This is a genomic window from Latilactobacillus fragifolii (assembly GCF_905332535.1).
GTDB lineage: Bacteria > Bacillota > Bacilli > Lactobacillales > Lactobacillaceae > Latilactobacillus > Latilactobacillus fragifolii.
Map to the genome: position 1 here is coordinate 29,977 of NZ_CAJOCF010000005.1, position 22,545 is coordinate 52,521.

24 protein-coding genes, 1 other RNA gene, 1 riboswitch and 1 other annotated feature are annotated in these 22,545 nt (G+C 43.4%); of the genes, 21 read left to right on the top strand and 4 right to left on the bottom strand.

Annotation, left to right across the window (positions count from 1 at the left end; genetic code table 11):
- Positions 1 to 44: 44 nt before the first annotated feature.
- From ade to J7Q78_RS07300, 3 genes are all read right to left on the bottom strand, one after another.
- Complete coding sequence (ade, locus tag J7Q78_RS07290; RefSeq protein WP_208422645.1) at positions 45 to 1,787, bottom strand: adenine deaminase; 1,743 nt, start codon at positions 1,785 to 1,787, stop codon at positions 45 to 47.
- A gap of 12 nt (positions 1,788 to 1,799) precedes the next feature.
- Complete coding sequence (locus J7Q78_RS07295) at positions 1,800 to 3,158, bottom strand: NCS2 family permease (protein WP_208422644.1); 1,359 nt, start codon at positions 3,156 to 3,158, stop codon at positions 1,800 to 1,802.
- A 199-nt stretch (positions 3,159 to 3,357) separates the two neighbouring features.
- A complete protein-coding gene (locus tag J7Q78_RS07300; RefSeq protein WP_208422643.1) occupies positions 3,358 to 4,542 on the bottom strand; it encodes an acetate/propionate family kinase in 1,185 nt (394 codons plus the stop codon).
- Positions 4,543 to 4,692: 150 nt separating this feature from the next.
- Positions 4,693 to 4,810: a sequence feature (ribosomal protein L10 leader region), on the top strand.
- A gap of 46 nt (positions 4,811 to 4,856) precedes the next feature.
- Here J7Q78_RS07300 and rplJ point away from each other — a divergent pair.
- From rplJ to J7Q78_RS07385, 17 genes are all read left to right on the top strand, one after another.
- Positions 4,857 to 5,360, top strand: a complete 504-nt coding sequence (gene rplJ / locus J7Q78_RS07305; protein WP_154243170.1) for a 50S ribosomal protein L10 — start codon at positions 4,857 to 4,859, stop codon at positions 5,358 to 5,360.
- Between the two features lie 63 nt (positions 5,361 to 5,423).
- Positions 5,424 to 5,792 carry a 50S ribosomal protein L7/L12 gene (gene rplL, locus J7Q78_RS07310; RefSeq protein WP_004270851.1) on the top strand — a complete coding sequence of 123 codons (369 nt, stop codon included), beginning with the start codon at positions 5,424 to 5,426 and terminating at the stop codon, positions 5,790 to 5,792.
- Positions 5,793 to 6,061: 269 nt separating this feature from the next.
- Entirely contained in the window at positions 6,062 to 8,674 is a 2,613-nt protein-coding gene (gene mprF, locus J7Q78_RS07315; RefSeq protein ID WP_208422642.1) for a bifunctional lysylphosphatidylglycerol flippase/synthetase MprF, read from the top strand.
- A gap of 19 nt (positions 8,675 to 8,693) precedes the next feature.
- Positions 8,694 to 9,299, top strand: coding sequence for a class I SAM-dependent methyltransferase (locus J7Q78_RS07320; protein ID WP_208422641.1), 606 nt, complete (start codon positions 8,694 to 8,696; stop codon positions 9,297 to 9,299).
- 73 nt (positions 9,300 to 9,372) lie between these two features.
- Positions 9,373 to 9,717 (top strand): hypothetical protein, encoded by a 345-nt coding sequence (locus tag J7Q78_RS07325; RefSeq protein WP_208422640.1) that lies wholly within the window; start codon positions 9,373 to 9,375, stop codon positions 9,715 to 9,717.
- A gap of 204 nt (positions 9,718 to 9,921) precedes the next feature.
- Positions 9,922 to 10,419, top strand: coding sequence for a tRNA adenosine(34) deaminase TadA (gene tadA / locus J7Q78_RS07330; RefSeq protein WP_208422639.1), 498 nt, complete (start codon positions 9,922 to 9,924; stop codon positions 10,417 to 10,419).
- A 29-nt stretch (positions 10,420 to 10,448) separates the two neighbouring features.
- Positions 10,449 to 10,545: signal recognition particle sRNA small type (gene ffs, locus J7Q78_RS07335), an RNA gene on the top strand.
- A 145-nt stretch (positions 10,546 to 10,690) separates the two neighbouring features.
- A complete protein-coding gene (gene dnaX / locus J7Q78_RS07340) occupies positions 10,691 to 12,406 on the top strand; it encodes a DNA polymerase III subunit gamma/tau (RefSeq protein WP_208422638.1) in 1,716 nt (571 codons plus the stop codon).
- Between the two features lie 28 nt (positions 12,407 to 12,434).
- On the top strand, positions 12,435 to 12,743 hold the full coding sequence (locus tag J7Q78_RS07345; RefSeq protein ID WP_154243164.1) for a YbaB/EbfC family nucleoid-associated protein: 309 nt from the start codon (positions 12,435 to 12,437) through the stop codon (positions 12,741 to 12,743).
- A gap of 24 nt (positions 12,744 to 12,767) precedes the next feature.
- Positions 12,768 to 13,364, top strand: coding sequence for a recombination mediator RecR (gene recR / locus J7Q78_RS07350; protein ID WP_208422637.1), 597 nt, complete (start codon positions 12,768 to 12,770; stop codon positions 13,362 to 13,364).
- Positions 13,365 to 13,380: 16 nt separating this feature from the next.
- The gene (locus tag J7Q78_RS07355) at positions 13,381 to 13,635 is read left to right on the top strand and encodes a YaaL family protein (RefSeq protein WP_154243162.1); all 255 of its coding nucleotides are present in this window, start codon (positions 13,381 to 13,383) and stop codon (positions 13,633 to 13,635) included.
- Positions 13,636 to 13,948: 313 nt separating this feature from the next.
- Positions 13,949 to 14,593 carry a dTMP kinase gene (tmk, locus tag J7Q78_RS07360; protein WP_154243161.1) on the top strand — a complete coding sequence of 215 codons (645 nt, stop codon included), beginning with the start codon at positions 13,949 to 13,951 and terminating at the stop codon, positions 14,591 to 14,593.
- A 16-nt stretch (positions 14,594 to 14,609) separates the two neighbouring features.
- A complete protein-coding gene (locus J7Q78_RS07365; protein ID WP_004270268.1) occupies positions 14,610 to 14,939 on the top strand; it encodes a cyclic-di-AMP receptor in 330 nt (109 codons plus the stop codon).
- A 3-nt stretch (positions 14,940 to 14,942) separates the two neighbouring features.
- Entirely contained in the window at positions 14,943 to 15,929 is a 987-nt protein-coding gene (holB, locus tag J7Q78_RS07370) for a DNA polymerase III subunit delta' (protein WP_208422636.1), read from the top strand.
- 37 nt (positions 15,930 to 15,966) lie between these two features.
- The gene (locus J7Q78_RS07375; RefSeq protein ID WP_154243159.1) at positions 15,967 to 16,317 is read left to right on the top strand and encodes a DNA replication initiation control protein YabA; all 351 of its coding nucleotides are present in this window, start codon (positions 15,967 to 15,969) and stop codon (positions 16,315 to 16,317) included.
- Between the two features lie 75 nt (positions 16,318 to 16,392).
- Positions 16,393 to 17,271, top strand: coding sequence for a 16S rRNA (cytidine(1402)-2'-O)-methyltransferase (gene rsmI, locus J7Q78_RS07380; protein ID WP_208422635.1), 879 nt, complete (start codon positions 16,393 to 16,395; stop codon positions 17,269 to 17,271).
- Between the two features lie 10 nt (positions 17,272 to 17,281).
- Positions 17,282 to 18,031 (top strand): acyl-[acyl-carrier-protein] thioesterase, encoded by a 750-nt coding sequence (locus tag J7Q78_RS07385; RefSeq protein WP_208422634.1) that lies wholly within the window; start codon positions 17,282 to 17,284, stop codon positions 18,029 to 18,031.
- Positions 18,032 to 18,134: 103 nt separating this feature from the next.
- Here J7Q78_RS07385 and J7Q78_RS07390 read toward each other — a convergent pair whose 3' ends face one another.
- Complete coding sequence (locus J7Q78_RS07390; protein WP_208422633.1) at positions 18,135 to 19,109, bottom strand: asparaginase; 975 nt, start codon at positions 19,107 to 19,109, stop codon at positions 18,135 to 18,137.
- Between the two features lie 136 nt (positions 19,110 to 19,245).
- A riboswitch (THF riboswitch) is annotated at positions 19,246 to 19,343 on the top strand.
- Between the two features lie 37 nt (positions 19,344 to 19,380).
- Here J7Q78_RS07390 and J7Q78_RS07395 point away from each other — a divergent pair.
- The 4 genes from J7Q78_RS07395 (at position 19,381) to tsaD (ending at position 22,307) form a co-directional block, all read left to right on the top strand.
- On the top strand, positions 19,381 to 19,914 hold the full coding sequence (locus J7Q78_RS07395; RefSeq protein ID WP_208422668.1) for a folate family ECF transporter S component: 534 nt from the start codon (positions 19,381 to 19,383) through the stop codon (positions 19,912 to 19,914).
- A 100-nt stretch (positions 19,915 to 20,014) separates the two neighbouring features.
- Positions 20,015 to 20,740: a tRNA (adenosine(37)-N6)-threonylcarbamoyltransferase complex dimerization subunit type 1 TsaB gene (gene tsaB, locus J7Q78_RS07400; RefSeq protein ID WP_208422632.1), complete on the top strand. Its 726-nt coding sequence runs from the start codon at positions 20,015 to 20,017 to the stop codon at positions 20,738 to 20,740.
- The gene (gene rimI / locus J7Q78_RS07405; protein WP_235688080.1) at positions 20,724 to 21,269 is read left to right on the top strand and encodes a ribosomal protein S18-alanine N-acetyltransferase; all 546 of its coding nucleotides are present in this window, start codon (positions 20,724 to 20,726) and stop codon (positions 21,267 to 21,269) included. The genes tsaB and rimI overlap by 17 nt, the downstream gene beginning before the upstream one ends.
- A 9-nt stretch (positions 21,270 to 21,278) precedes the next feature.
- Positions 21,279 to 22,307 (top strand): tRNA (adenosine(37)-N6)-threonylcarbamoyltransferase complex transferase subunit TsaD, encoded by a 1,029-nt coding sequence (gene tsaD, locus J7Q78_RS07410; protein WP_154243154.1) that lies wholly within the window; start codon positions 21,279 to 21,281, stop codon positions 22,305 to 22,307.
- Positions 22,308 to 22,545 lie beyond the last annotated feature (238 nt).

Here is a 22,545-nt window from a genome sequence, read left to right on the forward strand (position 1 = left end):
GTAATGCAAAAGCGCTCATCCGAGAGGATGAGCGCTTTTTTTGATTAGGCATTGATATCAATAATTTTAAATTGAGTCACATCAACTAATCCTTTATCGGTAATTCGTAAATTAGGGATTACATCAAGAGGCATTGCGCCAAGCTTCATAATGGGGTCGAAGTGGGCAGCAACCTTTAAGGCGGTATGGCAAACAGCATTGAAGGCCTTTTGATGTTCAATTAAGGTATCGATTGGTTCGTTACTCATTAAGCCGCCGATGACAAATGGCAAGGTCGCGATGACTTGACCATCTTTGACGGCGACGCCACCGCCTTGGCATTCTTTGAGCGCTTCGATGGCAACAACCATGTCAGCGTCGTTAGTACCGACCACTACGAGGTTATGGCTATCATGACCGATGCTAGTAGCAATTGCCCCGTTTTTGATACCAAAGCCGTTGAGCAGGCCAACACCGACGTTGCCGGTGAGATGATGCCGTTCAATGACAGCCACTTTAGCGATATCTTCGTCAGGGTTGTATTGAAAGTCGCCGTCGGCATTGTGAGCAACCGATAAGACGAGATTTTGAGTCCGACTAGTGCTTTGTAATCCGATCACGTGGGCCTTGTCACTAGTTAAATTCAGTTTCAATTGATCAGCTGAGAAGGAATTGAGATGTACGGTTTGTAATAAATCATCAAAATTAGCGATTGAATCTTCCGTTGTTAATAAGGGTTCACCGTTGGTAGCGACTTTTTGACCATTGATGAAGGTTTGGTTGACGTGGAAGTGTTCAAGATCGTCAACCAATAAGAAGTCAGCCTTCAAACCTGGGGCAATCCCGCCGCGATCGGCTAAGCCAGTACATTGGGCGGTGTTGATGGTGGCCATTTGGATTGCCATGATAGGCTCAATCCCATTTGCAATCGCAACACGGATACTTTCATCGAGGTGGCCGGTTTCGCGGAGGGTAACGGATTGCAAGTCATCCCCACAGAGGCAACAGAAACGAGCATTTTGTGGGGTTACGCCCTTTAAGAGCGTTGGCATGTTCTTCGAGACGGTCCCGTAGCGGAGATAAACATACATGCCGCGACTGATGCGGTCGAGGAGCTCATCGACTTGTGTACATTCATGGTCGTTACGAATCCCTGCAGCCGCGTAGGCGTTTAGACCTTGCGCTTTCAATGCGGGTGAATGACCATCAATTAATTTATGTGCATTGATTGAAACGAGTAGTTCATCTAAAACGCCATCATCAGCGTTAACAACGCCGGGATAGTTCATAAACTCAGCGAGTCCGTAAGTCAATCCTTGCTCATAAGAATGTTGAATATCGTCAGCGCTAATCACGGCGCCGGAAGTTTCAAGTGTTGGATTAGCCGCTGGGACACAAGAAGGCATCATATAATGGATATCGAGCGCCGTGTTTTTAGCAGAAGCAACCATATATTCAAGACCGCGCATGCCAGCAACATTGACGATTTCGTGGGGGTCGGCCAAAATGGTCGTTGTGCCGTGGGGCATTACGAGCGATCCGAAGACCGCTGGTGAGACATTGGCCGATTCAATATGAATGTGGGGGTCAATGAGACCCGGCACGATATATTGGCCACGGGCATCGATAACTTTTGGTGCAAGGTAATCGTCACTGATACCGAGAAAACGACCGTTACCGATGGCAAGAGCGCCTTCGATGATACGCCCATTATAGACATCAACGATTTTAGCGTTTTTAATGACCATATCAGCGGCTTGGCGGCCAGCCGCTTGTTCAATAAGTTGTTTTAAAGTTGTTTTATCCATGAGTAAGCTCCTTTATTTAGCGGGTAATTCATGCATTGTGAAGAGTAATAATAAGAATAAGAGGGCGGCGACGTACATAATCGGATGCACCTTTTTACCTTTGCCGGCCGCAATCATTGTGATTGGGTAGGTGATGAGACCGAATGCTAAACCGTAGGAGATGTTGTAGGTGAGTGGGACGCACAGAATAATCATGAAGGCGGCAAAAGATGTTTCAAATTCTGACCAGTCAATGTTGGCAATTGACTTCATCATGAATGAGCCGACGATGATTAGAATCGGCGCCGTCACTTGGGAGGTAACAACGGCTAATAAAGGAGAGAAGAATAAGCTTAAGACGAACATGATTGCCACGACAACGGCTGTGAAACCTGTCCGGCCCCCAGCAGCAATTCCGGTTGATGATTCAATGTAACATGCAGTCGGTGTTGAACCGAAAACGGCGCCGGCGATCATTGAAGTTGAATCGGCGAACAGGGCTTTACCAACTTCTTTAGGCATTTTGTTATCTTTAATGAAACCAGCTTGTTGGGCGAGTCCAATAACCGTTCCAGTTGTATCGAAGAAAACGCTGAAGAAAAAGACGAGAATAACGACTGCCATTTGGATGTTAAAGACGTTATGGATGTTCATAATTGAGACACCCAAAGTTGGGGTTAAACTCGGAATTGATGAGATGATGCTATGAGGCATTGCGATTAAACCGGTAATGACCCCCATGATGGCTGTGGCTGCCAAACCGATAAATAAAGCACCGGGGACTTTGCGAGCTAATAAAGCAACGGTCACGATTAAACCGAATACCGTTAACCAAACGTGGGGGTCTGACCAACTTGTAATGGTTACAAATGATTTAGCACTGCCGACCACGATTCCACCTTGTTTCAAACCAGTAAAGGCAATAAATAAGCCGATGCCAACCGCCATTGCGGCTTTTAAATTAGCAGGAATGGCGTTGATGACAACTTCCCGGACCTTTAAGACTGTGACGAGCATGAAGAGTAATGAAGCGACGAAGACGCCGGCAAGTGCAGTTTGCCAAGGAATTCCCATGCCTAACACAACCGAGTAGGCGAAGAAAGCGTTGCTGCCCAGTCCGGGCGCAACAGCAATTGGGTAGTTGGCGATGAAGGCCATCGCTAAACAGCCGACCACTCCGGTTAATGCAGTGGCAACGAAAACGGCGCCTTTGTTTAGCCCGGCATCGCCTAAAATAGTTGGGTTGACGAATAAAATGTAGGACATCGCAATAAAAGTCGTAATTCCGGCGATGATTTCGGTTTTAATGGTTGACCCACTTTCCTTAATTTTGAATTGACGTTCGAGCCAATTCGTTCGTGTTTTTGCAACAATGCCAATATTTTTGTCCATTATGCACCTCTGAATTAGTTTTTTAGGAACCTTGGCATCATTATACAACAAAACAATCGTGTTTTTAAGCTAAATAAGAAAAATAATTAATATTTTTGAAATATCGTTCGTGATTTGCTGATAAAAAGTGCTTTTTATCAGCAAAAACGAGCCATTAGCATTTATTATGCTAATGGCTCGTTCATAATCCAGTGTTCAGTTAAATGGTTGCTAAAACTTGATTAGCAATTGCTAATTCTTCATTGGTTGGCATCATCAATACTTTAATAGCTGAGTTTGGCGTACTGATTTGGCGCGCGCCAGTGCCATTTTCGTTTAGTTCAGGATCGATTTGAACGCCTAAAACGGCAAGCTTTTCGCAAATGTCAGCACGCAAGCGGGCATCGTTTTCACCGATACCGGCTGTGAAAGTGATGACGTTTGCGCCACCGAGTTCAACGTGGTAGCTTGCAATGAACTTCACGGCAGCGGTGATGAACATATCATAGGCAAGTTTAGCCCGCGGATTTGTGGCGCGTGCCGCTTGAATGTCACGCATATCAGCGGAAATGCCTGAAACGCCGAGAATTCCGGATTGCGTGTTCAAGAGCGTGATGACTTCATCAGCACTTTTATCGAGTTCGTTCATTAAAAATGGGACGATGGCTGCATCTAATGAGCCGGCCCGAGTCCCCATGGGCACCCCTTCTAACGGTGTGAAGCCCATTGATGTATCAATGGGTTTACCATTTTGGCTAGCAGTAATTGAAGAACCACCGCCCAAATGAAGGGTAATTAATTTTAAATCGGTAACCGGCTGATTTAAAAAGGCAGCGGTTGCTTGTAAAATATAACTGTGACTAATTCCGTGTTCGCCGTATTTACGAATTTGGTAATCGCGACTGTAGGCATACGGTAAACCGTAAAAACTTGTTGCATCGGGCATATCGAGATAAAACTGACTATCGAAAACGGCCACTTGTGGGACGCTAGTTGGTAAAATACGCATCAATGTTTCAATGCAGTCAACTTGCACAGGATTGTGTAATGGGGCATATTTAGCGAGTTGCTTTAAAGTGTCTAAGTTGGTACCATCAATAATGGTTGGTTTTTCGAACGTGGTGGCGCCGGCAACGACCCGGTGGCCGACCGCAATAATATCTGCGGGAGAATGAATGATGGCTTTATCTTCAAGTTGTTTCAAGAGACGAAGGACGCCATCTTCATAGGAAAGATTGGCAATGGCAACTTGTTCTTTTTGACCTTGGGACTTGAATGTAAAACTAGCTTCTGGCGTATTCATGCGTTCCATGAGCCCGCTTGCTAGTAAGGTTAAATCAGATTGTTGGAATAGTTGCCATTTTAATGATGAACTACCCGCGTTAACGACTAAAATTTTATTCAAAAAACTGCACCCCTTACGATTAATTTTCTTGATAAGCTCAATTTTAAACTGTCTTTTCAGAAAAATAAAATAAGTAAAACGTGATGCTAGAATAACTAAAATTAAGTGCCGATAATGATTGACGCTTTATGGATTACATGCTATATTTGTAGTTGGTTATTTATGCTACCGAAGACTCAGGTGCCAATAGGCTTAATATCCTGCCGAGGAAGATACGTTGAAATCCCTCTCTATGTCTTGGTGGACATGGAGTTTTTTATTTTTATATGAAACTCTTGACCACAAGTTTTACAAATCTAATGGAGGTGAATCAATTGAGCGAAACAATGATTGCAAAAAAAGCACAAATCGTTGACACAATTGTTGAAAAATTCAATAGTGCTGTTTCTATCGTCGTTATGGATTACCGTGGCTTAACAGTAGAACAAGTTACTGAATTACGTAAACAATTACGTGAAGCTGACGTACAAATGGAAGTTGTTAAAAACACTTACTTACGTCGTGCAGCAGACAAAGCTGGTTATGAAGGTTTGGATGATACATTTACAGGCCCTACAGCAATCGCATTTTCTAAAGAAGATGTTGTTGCACCAGCTAAGATTATTGCTAACTTTGCGAAGAGTGCAGATGCACTTGAAATCAAAGGTGGGATGATCGAAGGTAAAGTAGCTTCCCTTGATGAAATCAATGCTTTGGCAACAATGCCAAGTCACGATGGTTTATTATCAATGTTACTTTCTGTATTACAAGCACCAGTCCGCAATGTCGCATATGCTGTTAAAGCAGTTGCTGACAGTAAAGACGAACCAGCTGCATAAGTTGAAATTGTGTAGTTAAAAGGAATATCAAAAAATATTACCCATAAAATGGAGGAAACTAAAATGGCATTAGACGTAAATGCAATTGTTGATCAATTAAAAGAATCATCAATCTTAGAATTAAACGACTTAGTTAAAGCAATCGAAGAAGAATTCGGTGTTTCTGCAGCAGCTCCAGTAGCAGCAGCAGGTGCAGCAGGTGCAGACGCAGCTGCTGAAAAAGACAGCTTTACTGTTGAATTATCAGAAATCGGCCAAGAAAAAGTTAAAGTTATCAAAGCCGTTCGTGAAATCACAGGTTTAGGCTTGAAAGATGCTAAAGGCTTAGTTGATAACGCTCCTTCAGCACTTAAAGAAGACGTTGCTAAAGACGAAGCTGAAGAAATGAAAGCTAAATTAGAAGAAGTTGGCGCTGTCGTTAACTTGAAATAATTTCGTTTATTTCTGAAAAAGGTGTTTCATAAAAGCCTGTTTAGGACCCCACAAATGTGGGGTCCTTTTTTTACATAAAGTATTAGTGCAAGCATTAAGCCCTAATTTAGTATCAGAATTAGTTGAAAAACGCTTCTTATGGGAGGAATTGAAAATTTCATCTGTGTCACACAGTGATTAAAAAATAGCATCTAACATAATTGTCATCTTACTGTGTTTTAGCGCATGATAGATTATAATTAAAGTAATTAAGTTAAGGAGCGATTGATATGCGAAAATGGGGTAAGAACATATATGAAGGAATCCAGCGCCACTTGACGTTGCTGAAGGGCATCTTTATTCTTTCCGTGATGGTCTTTGTCATCTTAGAAGTGGGACGGATTTTCCGAGACTTAAATGGTGAGCAATTAAAGGCGAGTTTAACAACCCAGAGTCCGTGGACGTTATTGGCAATGCTGGTCATTGGCTTTGTTGCGGTTTTACCGATGCTCAATTATGATTTTGTCATTGCGGAGTTATTACCGGAAGACTATTCATTTTGGTATAAAGTAAAATCCGGCTGGATTGTCAATACATTTACCAATATTGCGGGTTTTGGCGGGTTTTTAGGAGCGAGTTTGCGGGCCAATTTCTATGGTAAAAAAGCGTCACAAAAGGAAATTCTAATTGCGATTTCTAAGATTGCGCTGTTCTTATTAGCTGGGCTGTCAATCTGGTGCCTTATCAGTGTTGTGTTGATCTTTGGTTTTGGTATTGGACGGGTGTATGCCAACTACTGGTTATGGTTAGTAGGCGGTTCGGTGTATTTCCCTGGGCTGATGATTAGTACGCGTTTTAAAAATGCAGCTTTTTTTAAAGATCTTTCCATGCAACGTGTTTTACGCCTAACATTAGGGTCATTTTTAGAATGGGGCTTTGCTGGTGGCTTTTTCTTAATCATCGGTTATTTCTTAGAGATTAAAGGCGACTTATTACAAATTTTGCCACTCTTCATGATCGCCAACATCATTGGGGTTATCTCGATGGTGCCAGGGGGCTTGGGCACATTTGATTTGTTCATGATTTTTGGCTTGAGTGCAGTCGGCGTCCAAAATGCGGATGCGGTTGTATGGTTGTCATTTTACCGGGTCTTTTACTACATCGTGCCGTTTTTAGTCGGGGTTGGTTTATTTACCCACGATGCAGGTAGCCGGTTGAACCATTATTTACAAGGGTTACCACGGCAGGTGATGCAAAAAATCGCGCATCGTTTCATCGTTTTTTTCCTCTATATTTCGAGCATTATTCTGTTATTAGTCGCGACTGTGCCGAACTTTGCGATTACCAACACAGTGATTGGTCAGCTTTATCCCTACACGTTTTTCTTCTTAGATCGGGTAACCAACATTATTGTGGCGTTTGTTATGTTAGCTTTAGCCCGCGGCGTCGCAAACCGGGTTCAAAAGGTCTTCTGGCCGTTGATGATTTTATTAGTCATTGCGATTGCAAATACACTATGGCGAGATTTCTCGATTAAACTTGCGGTCTTTTTAACTTTTGTATTGGTCGCCAGTTTTCTCTTGAAACGCGAATTATATCGTGAACGGATTGAGTTTTCGTGGAATGATCGGATTGTAGATGGGGCACTTTTCGTGGGAGCCTTCTTATTATACGGCTTTGTCGGGATTGCCAATTCACCACATTTGCGGCATCACAAACCGATACCAACAGCCCTCTTATTCCCATCCGAAAAAGTCTGGTTGTCCGGCTTTATTGGGATGTTAGTTGCGGCGGGGACCTTGTATCTCGTATACCGTTATCTTAGTCATGGTGGCCGTTCGATAGCCGCCCCGTATGATGAAGCACGGATTACCAACGTGATAAACACTTACGGTGGGAATGAAGTCAGTCATTTAGCTTACTTACGGGATAAATCAATTTATTTCTATCAAGAAGAAGGCCAAGATCAGGTCTTCTTGCTTTATCGTAAAAAAGCCGACCGATTAATTGTGATGGGTGAACCAGTCGGAAATCCAGATAAAATTTTACCGGCAATTGTACAGATGATGCACGATGCAGATGCTGTCGATTGTCACTTGGCATTCTATGAAATATCCAGTAAATTAACGATGCAACTTCACGAAATCGGTTTTGACTTCATCAAGTTTGGTGAAGAAGGCTATGTTCGTTTGGCAGACTTTACAATGACCGGTAAGAAACGGCGCGCCGAACGGGCCTTAATGAACAAGTTTGAACGTGAGGGCTACCAATTTGAGGTTTTAAACCCACCATTTAGTGCTGAATTAATGGCAGAACTGAAAGCAGTTTCCGATGATTGGTTAGGGAGTCGCGTTGAAAAAGGCTTTTCGCTTGGCTTTTTCGATGAAGCTTACCTTCAAAAAGCCCCCATTGCAGTTGTCTATAATGCCGACCGGCAACTGATTGCTTTTGCCAACGTTATGCCAACCGGCACGAAAGAAGTTACAAGTATTGATTTAATGCGTCACAGACAAGACGCACCATCTGGTATAATGGATGAGATCTTTATTAATCTTTTTGAACAAAACCAAGCAGAAGGCTACACGTATTTCAATCTCGGTATGGCGCCACTGGCCAATGTGGGGACTTCCGAATTTAGTTTTATTGAAGAACGAATTGCACATCTCATCTATGAATACGGTTATCACTTCTACGGATTCCAAGGGTTGCGGACTTATAAGAAGAAATATACGACAGAGTGGCATTCGAAATACATTGCCTACCAAAAACGGACCTCATTAATCTTCACAATGGTTCAAATTTTGCTAGTCGTCAACCAACGGATAACGGATCAATCGCGCCCAGGTGGGTTATTAGGGCGTTTGCTGAAATCAGTTCAAATTGGGCAATTTTCAGATAACTAATGATAAACGAGGATAAATCATGACAGAGTATTACTATTCCGAAAATCCAGACGTCAAACACGCTGAGCGCCAATGGACGTTTGAATTACGCGGCTTTAATTTTAAATTTACAACGGATAATGGTGTGTTCTCTAAAAATACTGTTGACTACGGTTCACGGGTATTGCTAGCGACGGTTGATCTGAGTGAAGCGCCAGCTGGTCCAGTGCTGGATATGGGTTGTGGATACGGCCCCATTGGGATGACAATTGCTAAGCTTGCACCACAACGCCGGATTGACATGGTTGATGTCAATCAACGCGCGTTAGATTTAGCACGTCAAAATAGTGCATTGAATCAGATTACTAACGTGACTGTTTTTGAGTCAGCCGAATATCAAAACGTAACGGATCAATACGCGGCTATTTTTACTAATCCGCCAATCAGAGCTGGCAAAAACGTTGTTCAAAATATTTTGACCGGGGCGTATGATCATTTATTGCCAGATGGTGAATTGAATGTGGTAATTCAGAAGAAACAAGGCGCACCATCTGCGAAGAAAACGATGATGCGCATTTTTGGGAACGTCCAAATTATTCACAAGGACAAGGGGTATTACATTCTGCAAAGTATTAAATTAAAGTAAGGACCGGAGTTGAAAGCGGTAAAATCAAGTGCATTGTGCTAAACTATGGTTAAAGTACAAGGAGGTTGATACGATGAAAACCAGATATAAGATTTTAATCGGCGTAGGGGTGACTGCAGCAGTTGGTGCAACGACCGCTTTTGTTGGTTCGAAAGCAGTAATTGATAAGGTATCACGCTATCGTAAACGATTGGCAGTTAAAAGTTTTGTCAAAAACAAATTACATGGTAATCAAAAGGCGTTAGAGTTGGTCGATCAACTCTCCGACACGGATGTAAATAACTTGTTAACGACAGCAGATAAGTTGACGCAGTTAAAAGACAAGCTTGGCGAACACGCTGATAACTTACCCGACATGATGGATGATTTTCGGCAAACGCTAATGGCTTACGCAACAAAAGTTAAAGAAAGACTATAGTGTTTTCTTAAATGAATTGACGTTACAAATTAATAAAAAAACGAGCATTATGGCGCTTTTGGCCATAATGCTCGTTTTTGATAGTTAACTAAAAAAGACAGTTTGGCGACCACGGGGACACGGGACTTAATGACTGTCTTTTTGCGTTAGTTAGGACAATTGTGTTTTAATAGTTGATAAGTATAATAAAGGGGCGACTAACGCGTGAGTGAAACACAACAAGAAATTAATCAATGGATGCAAGCGGCCATTGACGAAGCTAATCAAGCGCGCATAATTGGTGAAGTACCGATTGGGGCTGTGATTGTTAAAGACGGACAAATTATTGGGCGGGGGCACAATATCCGAGAACACGCACAAGATGCGACATTGCATGCTGAAATTCTTGCAATTCAAGAAGCGTGCATGGCTGAAAAGAGTTGGCGTTTGGAAGGCACTGCAATCTATGTCACGTTAGAACCATGCCCGATGTGTGCGGGGGCGATTATCAATAGTCGGATTCCTCAAGTTTATTTTGGCGCCAATGATCCTAAGGCTGGCGTGACAGGAACGTTGATGAATTTATTAACTGACAAGCGATTTAATCACCAAGCCGAAGTGGTTGGTGGGGTGCGCGAAGCCGAATGTGCTAGCTTATTGCAGACTTTTTTTAGAAAGATTCGCGAAAATCGGCGTAAAAAAAAGAAAATGACTGGTAATTAACGTTTGAATCAGGTAGAATAGAAGTTGCCGAAAGGCCTTGAGACAATGATGAGCCTACGAATCGTGTCAGGTTCGGAAGAAAGCAGCACTAAGTTTGTTTTATCATGTGTCTTAAGTTTTGTGAAAATTAACCAGACCCAACGGATAATTAATTTTGTCGGTTGGGTCTTTTTTCGTGCAACGCAACCGAAATTGGCGGTAAAATATGCTAAAATGGAACAAGTAGCATTAAATAAATCGGACTTTAAATTGCAAAGGTGGAGGTCATTAAATGAGCTATCAAGCTTTATATCGGGTTTGGCGCCCGCAGCGTTTTGATGACGTGATTGGGCAAGAAACAATGACCCAAACATTGAAAAATGCCATTATGACGCACCAAACAAGTCATGCTTATTTATTTACAGGCCCACGTGGAACAGGGAAAACGTCGGCCGCTAAGATTTTTGCCAAGGCAATTAACTGTCATTATCAAAAAGACGGTGAACCATGTAATGAATGTGAAACATGTCGGGCCATTACGGCTGGGGCGCTTAATGACGTCATTGAAATTGATGCAGCATCTAATAATGGCGTCGAGGAGATTCGTGACATTCGGGATAAGGCGAAATATGCACCGACCCAAGCTGATTACAAAATTTATATCATCGATGAAGTCCACATGCTATCGACTGGTGCGTTCAATGCGTTGTTGAAGACGTTAGAAGAACCACCAACCAATGTGGTGTTTATCCTTGCGACAACGGAAGTCCACAAGGTACCCGCCACAATCATTTCACGGACGCAGCGGTTTAACTTTAAGCGGATTACAGCCGCTGATTTGTTTAAGCGCATGGCCTATATTTTGGATCAAAAGCAAATGACCTATGATCCGGCAGCATTGAAGGTGATTGCCAAAGCTGCTGAAGGTGGGATGCGGGATGCTTTAAGTATTCTCGATCAAGTATTATCTTTTAGCGACAACCACGTCACGCTAGACAATGCGTTGGATGTGACGGGGAGTTTAACCGAAGCATTATTGGCTGATTACGTCCAAACGATTCAGGATAATGCGCCTAAACAAGCGTTACAATTGTTGCAACAGATTTTGGCTGAAGGTAAAGATGCCCAACGGTTTGTGGAAGATTTAATTGAATATGTGCGTGACTTACTGTTATATCAACAAGCACCCGAATTAGTAGCGGCAAGCGAAATGGATTTATTGGATGAACACTTCAAAGCGCTCAGTGCAGCGATGCCTGCTGAACGGTTATACGGGGTGATTGATATTTTGAACGAAACACAACAACAATTGCGTTTCACCAATCATCCAGAAATTTATTTGGAAGTCGCAACAGTGCGCCTAACACAACCGCAGATAGCACAAGTGGCCGCCGCGACCGTTGCGCCCCCAACTGCCGATAACGAACAAGTGGCAGCATTGAGTCAGCAAGTCGCTCAATTACAAGCGGCGTTACAAAAATTGGCAGCGGCGGGTCCCGTTAGCTCACCAGCTGCCAAGCCAAAGCAGAAACCGGCTAAGAAGATGAGTCAAAAGGTTAACCGTAAGGCGATTTACCCGGTGTTGGCGGATGCCACCCGAACCAATTTGGAGAATCTCAAAGAAGTTTGGCCGGATCTGTTGAACATGCTAGATGTTACTAAGCGGGCTGTGATGAAGGTGTCTGAACCGGTTGCGGCGAGTCAAAATGGGGTTGTCGTGGCGTTTAATTACGCGATTTTATTCGAGCGGGCTAGCAACGATCAAGACCTTTTGAACATTTTAGAAGCGGGCTTGAATCGTTTAACCGGTAATCCCTTTAAGATTGTTTTAGTACCACATGATGTTTGGCCAGAAATTCGGCAAGAATATTTACAAAATCACGCAGTGCCAGGTCAACAGGAAACAACTGACCAAGCAACAAAAACCCCTAAACCAGAACAAAAACCGCCCGTTGTTGAACAAGCTCAAGCGTTGTTTGGCGATGCGGTGGTTGTTGAACAAGATTAATTTTTAAATTTGAAAGGAAGTAATGAAGATGCGCGGAATGGGTAATATGCAAGGTATGATGAAACAAATGCAAAAGATGCAAAAAGAAATGGGGCAAACGCAAGAAGCGCTTAATAACACAGAATTTATCGGCAAAGCGGCTAATGATTTAGTGGTTGTTACAATGACCGGTGATAAGAAGATGAAAGACATTGCTATCAAACCGGAAGCAATCGATCCAGATGATATTGATATGTTGCAAGATCTCATTATCATGGCAACCAATGAAGCAATGACTGAAATCGACAAACAAACACAAGCTCAAATGGGTAAATTTACTAAAGGCCTCCCATTTTAAGTGAGAGATTAAGGAAGTGCATTGATGCAATATCCAGAACCAATTGCAAAGCTAATCGAAAGCTACATGAAGTTGCCAGGGATTGGGAACAAGACCGCCACACGATTAGCTTTTTACACGATTGATATGAATGAAGGCGATGTGACAAACTTTGCCAAGAACTTAATTTCGGCACGTCGTGATCTGCATTATTGTAGTATCTGTGGCAACATTACGGATGAAGAGCCATGCGAAATTTGTCGCGATACAACACGCAGTCAGGACATGATTTTAGTGGTCGAACAACCGAAGGATGTCATGTCGATGGAACGGATGAATGATTATCACGGACTCTATCATGTCTTACATGGGGTGTTATCGCCGATTGAAGGTAAGGGCCCCGATGATATTAATATCGCCAATTTGATTAAACGCTTGCAAAAAACACCAGCTAAAGAAGTAATCATTGCTACCAATGCAACGCCAGAAGGGGAAGCAACGGCAATGTATATTTCCCGGTTGATTAAACCGGCTGGGATTAAAGTAACTCGTTTGGCACACGGTTTATCAGTTGGTAGTGATATTGAATATGCTGATGAAATGACGCTGTTAAAAGCGGTTGAAGGACGGCAAGAAATTTAAGAATGGTGGGTTTGCGATGTTTGGAAAACGAAAACCAACGTTAAAACAGTTGGGTGATCAAGCCCTTTTGGATTTGGTCTATCAAGTGAAAGATAAATGGCAGATGGCTCAAAAGACGCAAGAAAACGTCCGTGGACTCGATTCGCAATTAGAAATGGAAAGTAAGATTCAACAAGCCAAGTTTGAATTCTTATTCCGCCAAGCGCGTCAACGCAAAGTCGCTGGTGAAGCAGTCTCAAAAGAAGTGGCTAATAGAAATGTATTTAGATAGTGCTGAGTCGAACGAGTTGGTTTCGAGGATTAACCGGGCAAAACCGTTCAAAAAAGCGCGTTTTTGGGGAATATTATTTGAAGAAGAGGTCGCCTAATCTATACCAGATAGGGGGCTTTTTTGTATGCTAGTACGCATTTTAATCAGCGGTTTTTGGAGCTTAATCAAAGTTACCAAATTGGCGCCGGCATTAGCCGCTTGGCAAATCTAGTGAATGCTTGGAAGATAACCGCGCCAAACGTACTCTTCTCTTTACCTTATTTAGCGAATCAAGTAAAATGATAGTAACACTATGGATGAAGAAGGTTGTTTTGTGGTAGGAAAATTGATTACGTTTGAAGGGCCAGATGGTGCTGGAAAAACGAGTGCGTTGATGGCTGTTGTGCCATTACTTGAAGCAAAGTGCAACCAAGCCATCATTGTCACGCGTGAACCAGGTGGCAATCCGATTGCTGAGAAGATTCGCAAGGTTATTTTAGATGTTGAAAATACGGCGATGGATGACCGTACCGAAGCACTATTATACGCGGCGGCACGACGCCAACACATTGTTGAAAAGATTGAACCGGCCTTGGCTGCTAACCAAATCGTGATTTGTGATCGGTTTGTGGACAGCTCAATCGCTTATCAAGGTGCTGGACGTGGCATTGGTGAAGCAGCTGTCGCACAGATGAACTTGTTTGCTACCAATGGGTTAACGCCCGATTTAACGTTATATCTCGATGTACCATCTGAAGTCGGTTTACAACGGATTAAACAGAATCGGCAGGATCAATATGATCGACTGGACCAAGAGCAGTTGGCTTTTCATCAAAAAGTACGACGCGCCTACTTACAACTTGCGCAAGATAATCCAGAGCGGATTCAAACGATTGATGCGACCGCAGACTTAGACACCGTGATTGCCAAATGTCTGCAAGTGATTGAACACCGGTATCCAGACTTATTCACAGCATAGAAAAGGGGAGATTGAGATGAAATTACTTTTAGCAATTGTTCAAGATAAAGATAGTAACTTACTAAGTAGCGAATTAATCGATGCCAATATTCGGGCAACCAAGTTATCAACAACTGGTGGCTTCTTGAAATCAGGAAACACAACGTTTATTGTCGGAATTGAAGACGAACGGGTTCCTGAAGCGCTTAAAATTATTGAAAAAACGTGTCAGGCCCGCGAACAATTTATGACACCGCCTGTTAATATGGATGCCACGATGGATAGCTCAATGTCATATCCGATTGAAGTGCAAGTCGGTGGGGCAACCGTCTTTGTGATGCCGATTGAACAGTTTCACCGCTTCTAATCGATGGCCAGTTTAACAATTGAACAGTTGCAACCTAAACTTGTGACCCAGTTTGCCCAGATTATTGCGCGTGGTCAGATGGCGCATGGTTATCTATTAGCCGGTGCACAAGGGTTGGGGAAGACGCAATTAGCACAATGGTTGGCACTGCGTCTGTTCTGTCGCCAAGTGACGCCAGATGGCCAACCTTGTCGGACATGTCCAGAATGTCAGCGGATTTTGACACATAACCATCCGGATGTTATTGAAATCAAGCCGGAAGGGGCACGGATTAAGATTGCTGATATTCGCTATTTGAAACAAGAAGTGGCGAAGAGTGGGATGGAATCTAGCCAACGCTTGTTCATCATCGAAGCAGCGGAAACACTAACTGCCAGTGCGGCCAATAGCTTGTTGAAGTTCTTGGAAGAACCGGCCCAGAATGTTTACGCGATTTTATGTACAAGTAATAAAAATCAAATGCTCCCTACGATTTTATCACGGCTTCAAGTGATTGATCTGGCAGCATTACCACCGCAAATGGTGCAACAACAGTTTGAAGCTGCTGGTATTTTGCCACAACAAGCCCAGTTATTGGTGCACTTGACAAGTGACTTAACTGAAGCACAAGCATTATTAGCTGAGGATTGGCTAGTACAAGTCAGTGCGAAGCTTGCTACGTGGGCGCGAAAAGTTGAACAACGCGACTTAGAAGCATTTGTGCAGATTCAGACGCAAATTTTACCATTATTAACTGATCGTCAACAGCAAAAGACTTTTCTAATCTTGGTGGGTTTATGGTACCAAGACTTATTGAATTACCGCTATGAATTAGGCGGCACACCATGTTTTGGTGCGTATGCAAGTCAGTTAAACCAAGCCAGTGCGGCGTTAACTACCACGCAATTGGTTGCTCAGACGGAATATGCTTTACAAGCCCAACGTGTTTTTGAGCAAAATATTAGTTGCCAAAACGTTTTAGAGAGTTTAACGTTAAAGTTAATTGCATAGTAAGACGCATAATCAGCGTATTGGGAGGATATCAACGGTGAGTAAAGACTTATATGAACAGTTATCAGACATTGAACAGCAAGCAAAATTAACGTTTGAGGGGCTCAGTGAAATGAAAGCAGTCCTTGCCGCAGTCCTTGAGAAAAATGCTGAATTAAAGATTGAAAATAAGCATTTGCGGGAACATTTGCAAGAATTGGAACCAGCAACCACTGCGCAAACCGGTAAAGAAGGGGCTCAGTCCCTTTCAAAATCCATACAGAATCTACAGAATCTTTACGAAGAAGGCTATCACATCTGTCCGCGATTTTACGGGTCACGACGTGAGGATAACGAGCCTTGCATCTTTTGTAATGATGTCATCTACGGCGAACGAACAAACGATTAAAAAGGCAGGGCAAAAGAGATGCTTACTTTTGGCCTGTCTTTATGTCATTACTGGTGTATCTTGAAAGGATAGAACATGCAAACACAATCAAGCTTTAAAACGACGGGAACGGGAACTTTATTTTTAGTGCCAACGCCCATCGGTAACTTAGGCGATATGACTTACCGCGCAATCGACACATTGAAATCGGTCGCGCTGATTGCTGCTGAAGATACACGGAATACGCAGAAGTTATTGAACCACTTTGAGATTGAAACGAAACAAATTAGTTTTCACGAGCACAATACGCAACAACGAATTGAAACCCTGATTGAAAAATTAGTAGCCGGTGACGATATTGCACAAGTCAGTGATGCGGGGATGCCATCTATTAGTGATCCTGGTCATGAACTGGTTAAAGCCTGCATTGAAGCAGGTATTTCAGTGGTGCCACTACCAGGGGCCAACGCTGGGATTACGGCATTGATTGCTTCAGGTATCACACCACAACCCTTTACGTTCTATGGCTTTTTGCCACGTAAAGGAAAAGAATTAACTGCGGCCGTAACGTCATTGGCCCAAAAATCGGAAACGTTGATTTTTTATGAAGCACCCCACCGTTTGAAAAAGACGTTGCAAGCCTTAATCAGCACGTTTGGTGCCGATCGCAAAGTCACCTTGGGGCGTGAACTGACGAAGAAGTTCGAAGAATTCATTCGTGGTGATTTGGCAGAAGTGCTTGCTTGGGCCACCGAAAAGGAACTCCGTGGCGAATTTGTGATTATCGTTGCCGGGAATCCAGCGCCAACTGTCGCAGCTAGCGTAAGTATAACCGAATCATTATCCCTCCCTGAACAAGTAGAAGCCCAGATTCAACAAGGAGCTAGTCCCAACGTAGCCATTAAGACGGTCGCTAAGGCAAATGGATTGAAGAAACAAGTCGTTTATAACGCCTATCATGAATTAACAGAATAGAGGTCCCGCAATGCCAGGAAAGCAATATTCAGAGAATTATCAAATTCCGTATTTCGAAACAGACATCAAGGGCGAATTAACGCTCGCATCATTAGTTAACATTTTGATTTTAGCATCAGAACATCAACTCAACGCACTCAACGTCGGTGAAGCGACGATGCATGCGCTCAATCTCGGTTGGGTGGTCACCCAATATCAGATGCAGATTACGCGGATGCCTAAGGTTGATGAAAAAGTTAAAATTGTGACTGAAGCTGAAAGTTATAATAAGTACTTTTGTTACCGGAATTTTTGGCTGTACGATGAAGCAGGTAATGAATGCGTCTTTGTTCAAAGTATTTTTGTAATGATGTCGTATGAAACTCGTAGTATGGTACAAGTGGTACCAGAAATTATGGCCCCCTTTGAATCAAGTGAAATTAAAGGTAGCAAGCGATTCCCCCGGATTAAGAAAGTGGATCCTGAACAAGTGGCCATCAAAGAATATCGCGTGCGCTATTTCGACATTGATGGTAATCAACATGTCAACAATGTCCACTATTTTGAATGGATGTTGGATGCACTTGATTATGACTTCTTGACGACGCATCGCGTGGCAGGTGTCAATATTCGTTATGGCCACGAAATCCAATACGGGCAAATGACGCAAAGTATGGTCGAACAACTCACAATTGACGATGTAATCACCACACGGCATAAAGTCGCAGTTGATAATCTAAGTGCAGCGGAAGCGGAGATTACATGGGAAAAGTGCGTTTGAAATGTTTAAGACAGCGTGCGAAGACAGACTAAAAAAGCCCATCACAATTTTACTTGTGATGGGCTTTTTTGCTTTGGTTTTTTTGGCTGCTTGGTTAAACGTGCTACGATGTGGCGTTGCTAACAAATTCTTTTAATGCGGCGCCGGTTTTCCCTGCGCTTAGGCCGACTTGTAATTTTAAGCGTGCTTTTGGTCCATTGAGACCTTGACAGAAGGTGATGCCCATTTGTTTGAGCTTCACACCGCCGCCTTGGTAATCGTAAACATCTTCGGCAATCCCGTTGAAACAGCGAGAAACGAGCACGATTGGGATGTTATGATTTAATAGCGATTGCACAGCAGGTAAGGTTGCCGGTGGTAAGTTACCAGCCCCCAGTGCTTCAATGACGAGTCCTTTAGTGTTAGGTTGGTCGATGGCATTGAATAAAGTACCATCCATGCCCGCATATGCTTTTAAAAGATAAACGGGTTCGACAAGGGTTTTAATGTCGCAAATTTCAGAACGAATTAATTCTTGGAAGAAATTCGCATTGTGCTTGCTGACCAAACCGATGGGGCCAAAAGTCGGGGTTCTAAAGGTTGCGACGTTTGTCGTGTGCGTTTTTGTGACATAACGTGCTGTGTGAATCTCATCGTTCATCACAACGAGCACGCCCTTGTCATGAGCATCGTCAGAAGCGGCCGTCCAAACAGCACTAATCAAGTTGTGTAACCCGTCTGCGCCGATTTCATTCGACGAGCGCATCGCGCCCGTCACGACAACGGGGATGTTGTTGGGCAATGTTAAGTCTAAGAAGTAGGCTGTTTCTTCGAGTGTATCCGTCCCGTGGGTGACCACCACCCCATCAATTCCGTCTTCTTCTGCTTGTTGGATGCGGTTTTTGAGGTCTAACATCACAGCCGGTGTGATGTGTGGTGAAGGGAGGTTGGCGAACGTTTCACTTTCAATCATTAATTGATTATCAAATAGCTTTTCAAAGCCAGCCATTGGGTTTTGATCGGTGGGGGCTACCGCGCCATCTTCATCAGCGGACATTGCGATTGTGCCACCGGTATGGAGGACTAAAATTTTCTTCATATTAATAAACACCTTTCTTTAAATCCGAATTACTTATCTGTAAGTATAGCAAATTTTCTGCAAGAGTTGCTGAAAAACGAAAATCAATTGCTTGTAATTAAATAACGTTAGTGATACATTTGAAGGGTTCTAAAAATTCGGAGTAGGACTGAAGCGTTAAGTGCTGGTGGAACGGAATGTGAACACCAGACGAAAAGCAATAATGCTTGCGATTTCAGTACCGCATTCGCCGCAGGATTATTTGTGGCAGCTCCAAAAAGGAGATGCTTTTATGGTTAATGGTCAGATTTTTGGTGTTAAGCTAGACACTAGACGCATTGTGTTACTAGCTGTTTTAATTGCTTTACAATTGGTGATTGCCCGCTTTGCAATTTCACTAACGATTTTCAGAATTAGTTTTGGCTTTATCGTTACCGCCTTGATGGGCTGGTGGTTTGGCCCACTTTGGGCGGGGCTGGCGGCTGTCATTGGCGATCTCATTAATAGCTTGATGATTGGGGTTCCGGGTGGTTATTTTCCAGGCTTTACGCTTTCAGCGTTCCTAGGGGCTTTTATCTACGGGTGTTACTTCTATCGACAAAAGATTACATGGTGGCGCGTGCTGGCGGCCGTAGTCACAGTTGTGTTGATTGTTAACCTCGGTTTAAATTCATGGTGGGTGGCGCTTATTAGTCATACACCATTTGGCTTCCACTTTACCGCCCGCGCGATTGGTGAAGCTGCCACGTTAGTCATTCATCCGATTGTTTTATACATCGTGATGCATTTTGAACCTGTTATTAGATTAAAAGATCGCGTATTATAAACGAGTAGGTGTTATCGATTTGAGGATAACGCCTTTTTTTGTGGAAACCGGCTTTTTATGCTAGAATAACAAGGATTATAAGCAGAAGAAGGATGAAATAATGAAGCTATTGGCAATGGATACCTCGAATCAAGCGGTGAGTGTGGCCCTCCTTGAGAATCATCAAATTTTAGGCGAAATGACTGTTAATATTCGTCAAACACATAGTCAAACGTTACTTCCAATGATCGATCAACTATTGAAACAAACGAAAACCGCCATCGAAGCTATCGATCGCTTTGTCGTTGCAGAAGGGCCAGGTTCGTACACGGGATTACGGATTGCAGTGACAACAGCTAAATCTTTTGCTTGGACATTGAACAAGTCACTGGTTGGGATTTCGAGCTTAGCATTGCTAGCAGCTAATGTGACGGATACGACGGCTTTGATTGTCCCGTTATTTGATGCACGTCGCGCCAATGTTTTCACGGGGGTTTATCAGTGGCAAAATGGCACATTGCAAACGGTGGTGGCCGATCAACACATTTCATTAGAAGCGCTGTTGGCACAGTTACAATTGTTGGCTGAACCCGTTTATTTTGTGGGAAATGACGTTGCCCACTTTAGCGAACAGATTCAAGCCGTATTAGGCAGCAAAGCGTATTTTGTATCCGCTAATCACAATTTACCGCATGCCAGTGTTTTGGGTGAATTAGGCTTGACGGCTGAACCAATCACGGATATTCACGGCTTTGCCCCCGTTTATTTACGCAAGACGGAAGCAGAAGTTAACTGGGTAAAAACGCATGACGAGCGGGGCGCTGATTCATATGTGGAACAAGTTTAGGGAATACCTCAAACCCCAGATTTGGTTCAAAAAAGAAATGCCTTACACCACGCGACGTGTTGAGATTGATGAGACCATCTTTTACTTAGCCCGCGCAAGCCAAAATGATATTACGGCATTGTTGGACATCGAGCGGGCGGTTTATGCGGGTCAGACACCGTGGGATCGCTGGGCGTTTACCAGTGAATTAAATAAGCGCAAGACATCGTTATACCTTGTTTTATGTCACGGCACGGAAGTTGTGGCATTTATCGGGGCATGGTTTTCAACGAATGAAGCTCACATTACCAACATCGCGGTCCGACCAAGTTATCAAAAACGCGGTATTGGGCACTTTTTGGTGCATGAAATGGTCAGCTTAGCGCATGATTATCCCAGTCAAAAAATTACCCTCGAAGTACGCGCTAGCAACACAAGGGCCCAAGCTGTTTATCAACGGTTGGGTTTTACGGTGGTGCGGACGCGCCCTAATTATTACATTCAGGAAAAAGAAGACGCATTCAGTATGTGTCGGATATTGAGTCAATAGGAGTCAGTCATGTCGGAAAAACGAGAATTAATTTTAGCATTTGAATCCAGTTGTGATGAAACGAGTGTCGCCGTGATTGAAGACGGTCACGTTATTTTAAGCAATATTATCGCAACTCAAATTAAGAGTCACCAACGTTTCGGAGGCGTCGTGCCCGAAGTGGCCAGTCGCCATCATGTTGAACAAATCACAGTTTGTACCCAAGCTGCTTTAGAAGAGGCGGGGGTTACTTACGCGGATTTAACAGCGGTTGCTGTGACTTATGGCCCCGGCTTGGTTGGGGCCTTATTAATTGGGGTCACAGCCGCCAAAGCGATTGCTTACGCCCACCACTTACCATTGATTCCAGTCAATCATATGGCAGGGCATATTTATGCAGCGCGTTTTGTTAAGCCATTAGAATACCCATTGTTGGCCTTGCTTGTTTCAGGTGGCCATACTGAATTGGTGTATATGCCGGCCGCTGGTGAGTTCGAAATCATTGGTGATACACGGGATGATGCAGCAGGAGAAGCCTATGATAAAATCGGGCGGGTACTGGGTGTTCAATACCCAGCTGGCAAAGAAATCGACCGGCTAGCCCACTTGGGTCAAGATACGTTCGATTTTCCACGGGCAATGCTTAAAGAAGCGAATCTCGACTTTAGTTTTAGTGGTTTGAAGAGTGCCTTCATCAACACCGTCCATCATGCCGATCAAATTGGTGCGACATTGAGTCATGAAGATTTAGCCGCTAGTTTTCAAGCCAGTGTGGTCGAAGTGCTCACAACCAAAACGATGCACGCGGCGCGTCAATTGAATGTCCGCCAACTCGTCGTGGCCGGCGGGGTGGCTGCCAATCAAGGTTTACGTGAAGGTTTAGCTAAAGCGATTAAAGCATCCGATATGGACTTAGATCTCATCATCCCGCCCCTTCGCTTATGTGGCGATAACGGGGCCATGGTTGGGGCTGCGGCGCATATTGAATTACAAAAACAACATTTTGCTGATTTAAGTTTAAATGCAGTCCCTGGTTTAGATTTTCCTTATCGTGGATAAGGTGTGGATAAAAATGTGGGCGGTAACCGGATTTGGACAACCTAGATTGGGTTTAATTTTTGAAAAATAATCATCAGCAACCCAAGCCGATATTTGTGAAATGAACGTTTCATAGGTATCGGTTTTTTAGGTGCGCTGGTTTTTCCTCGAGCAGTTAAATGAAGTGTGGATTGGGGAAAAGAAGCCTGATTCGTTTTCAGCCACATAAAAACCCCAATATTGGATTTTAAGCCAGTAT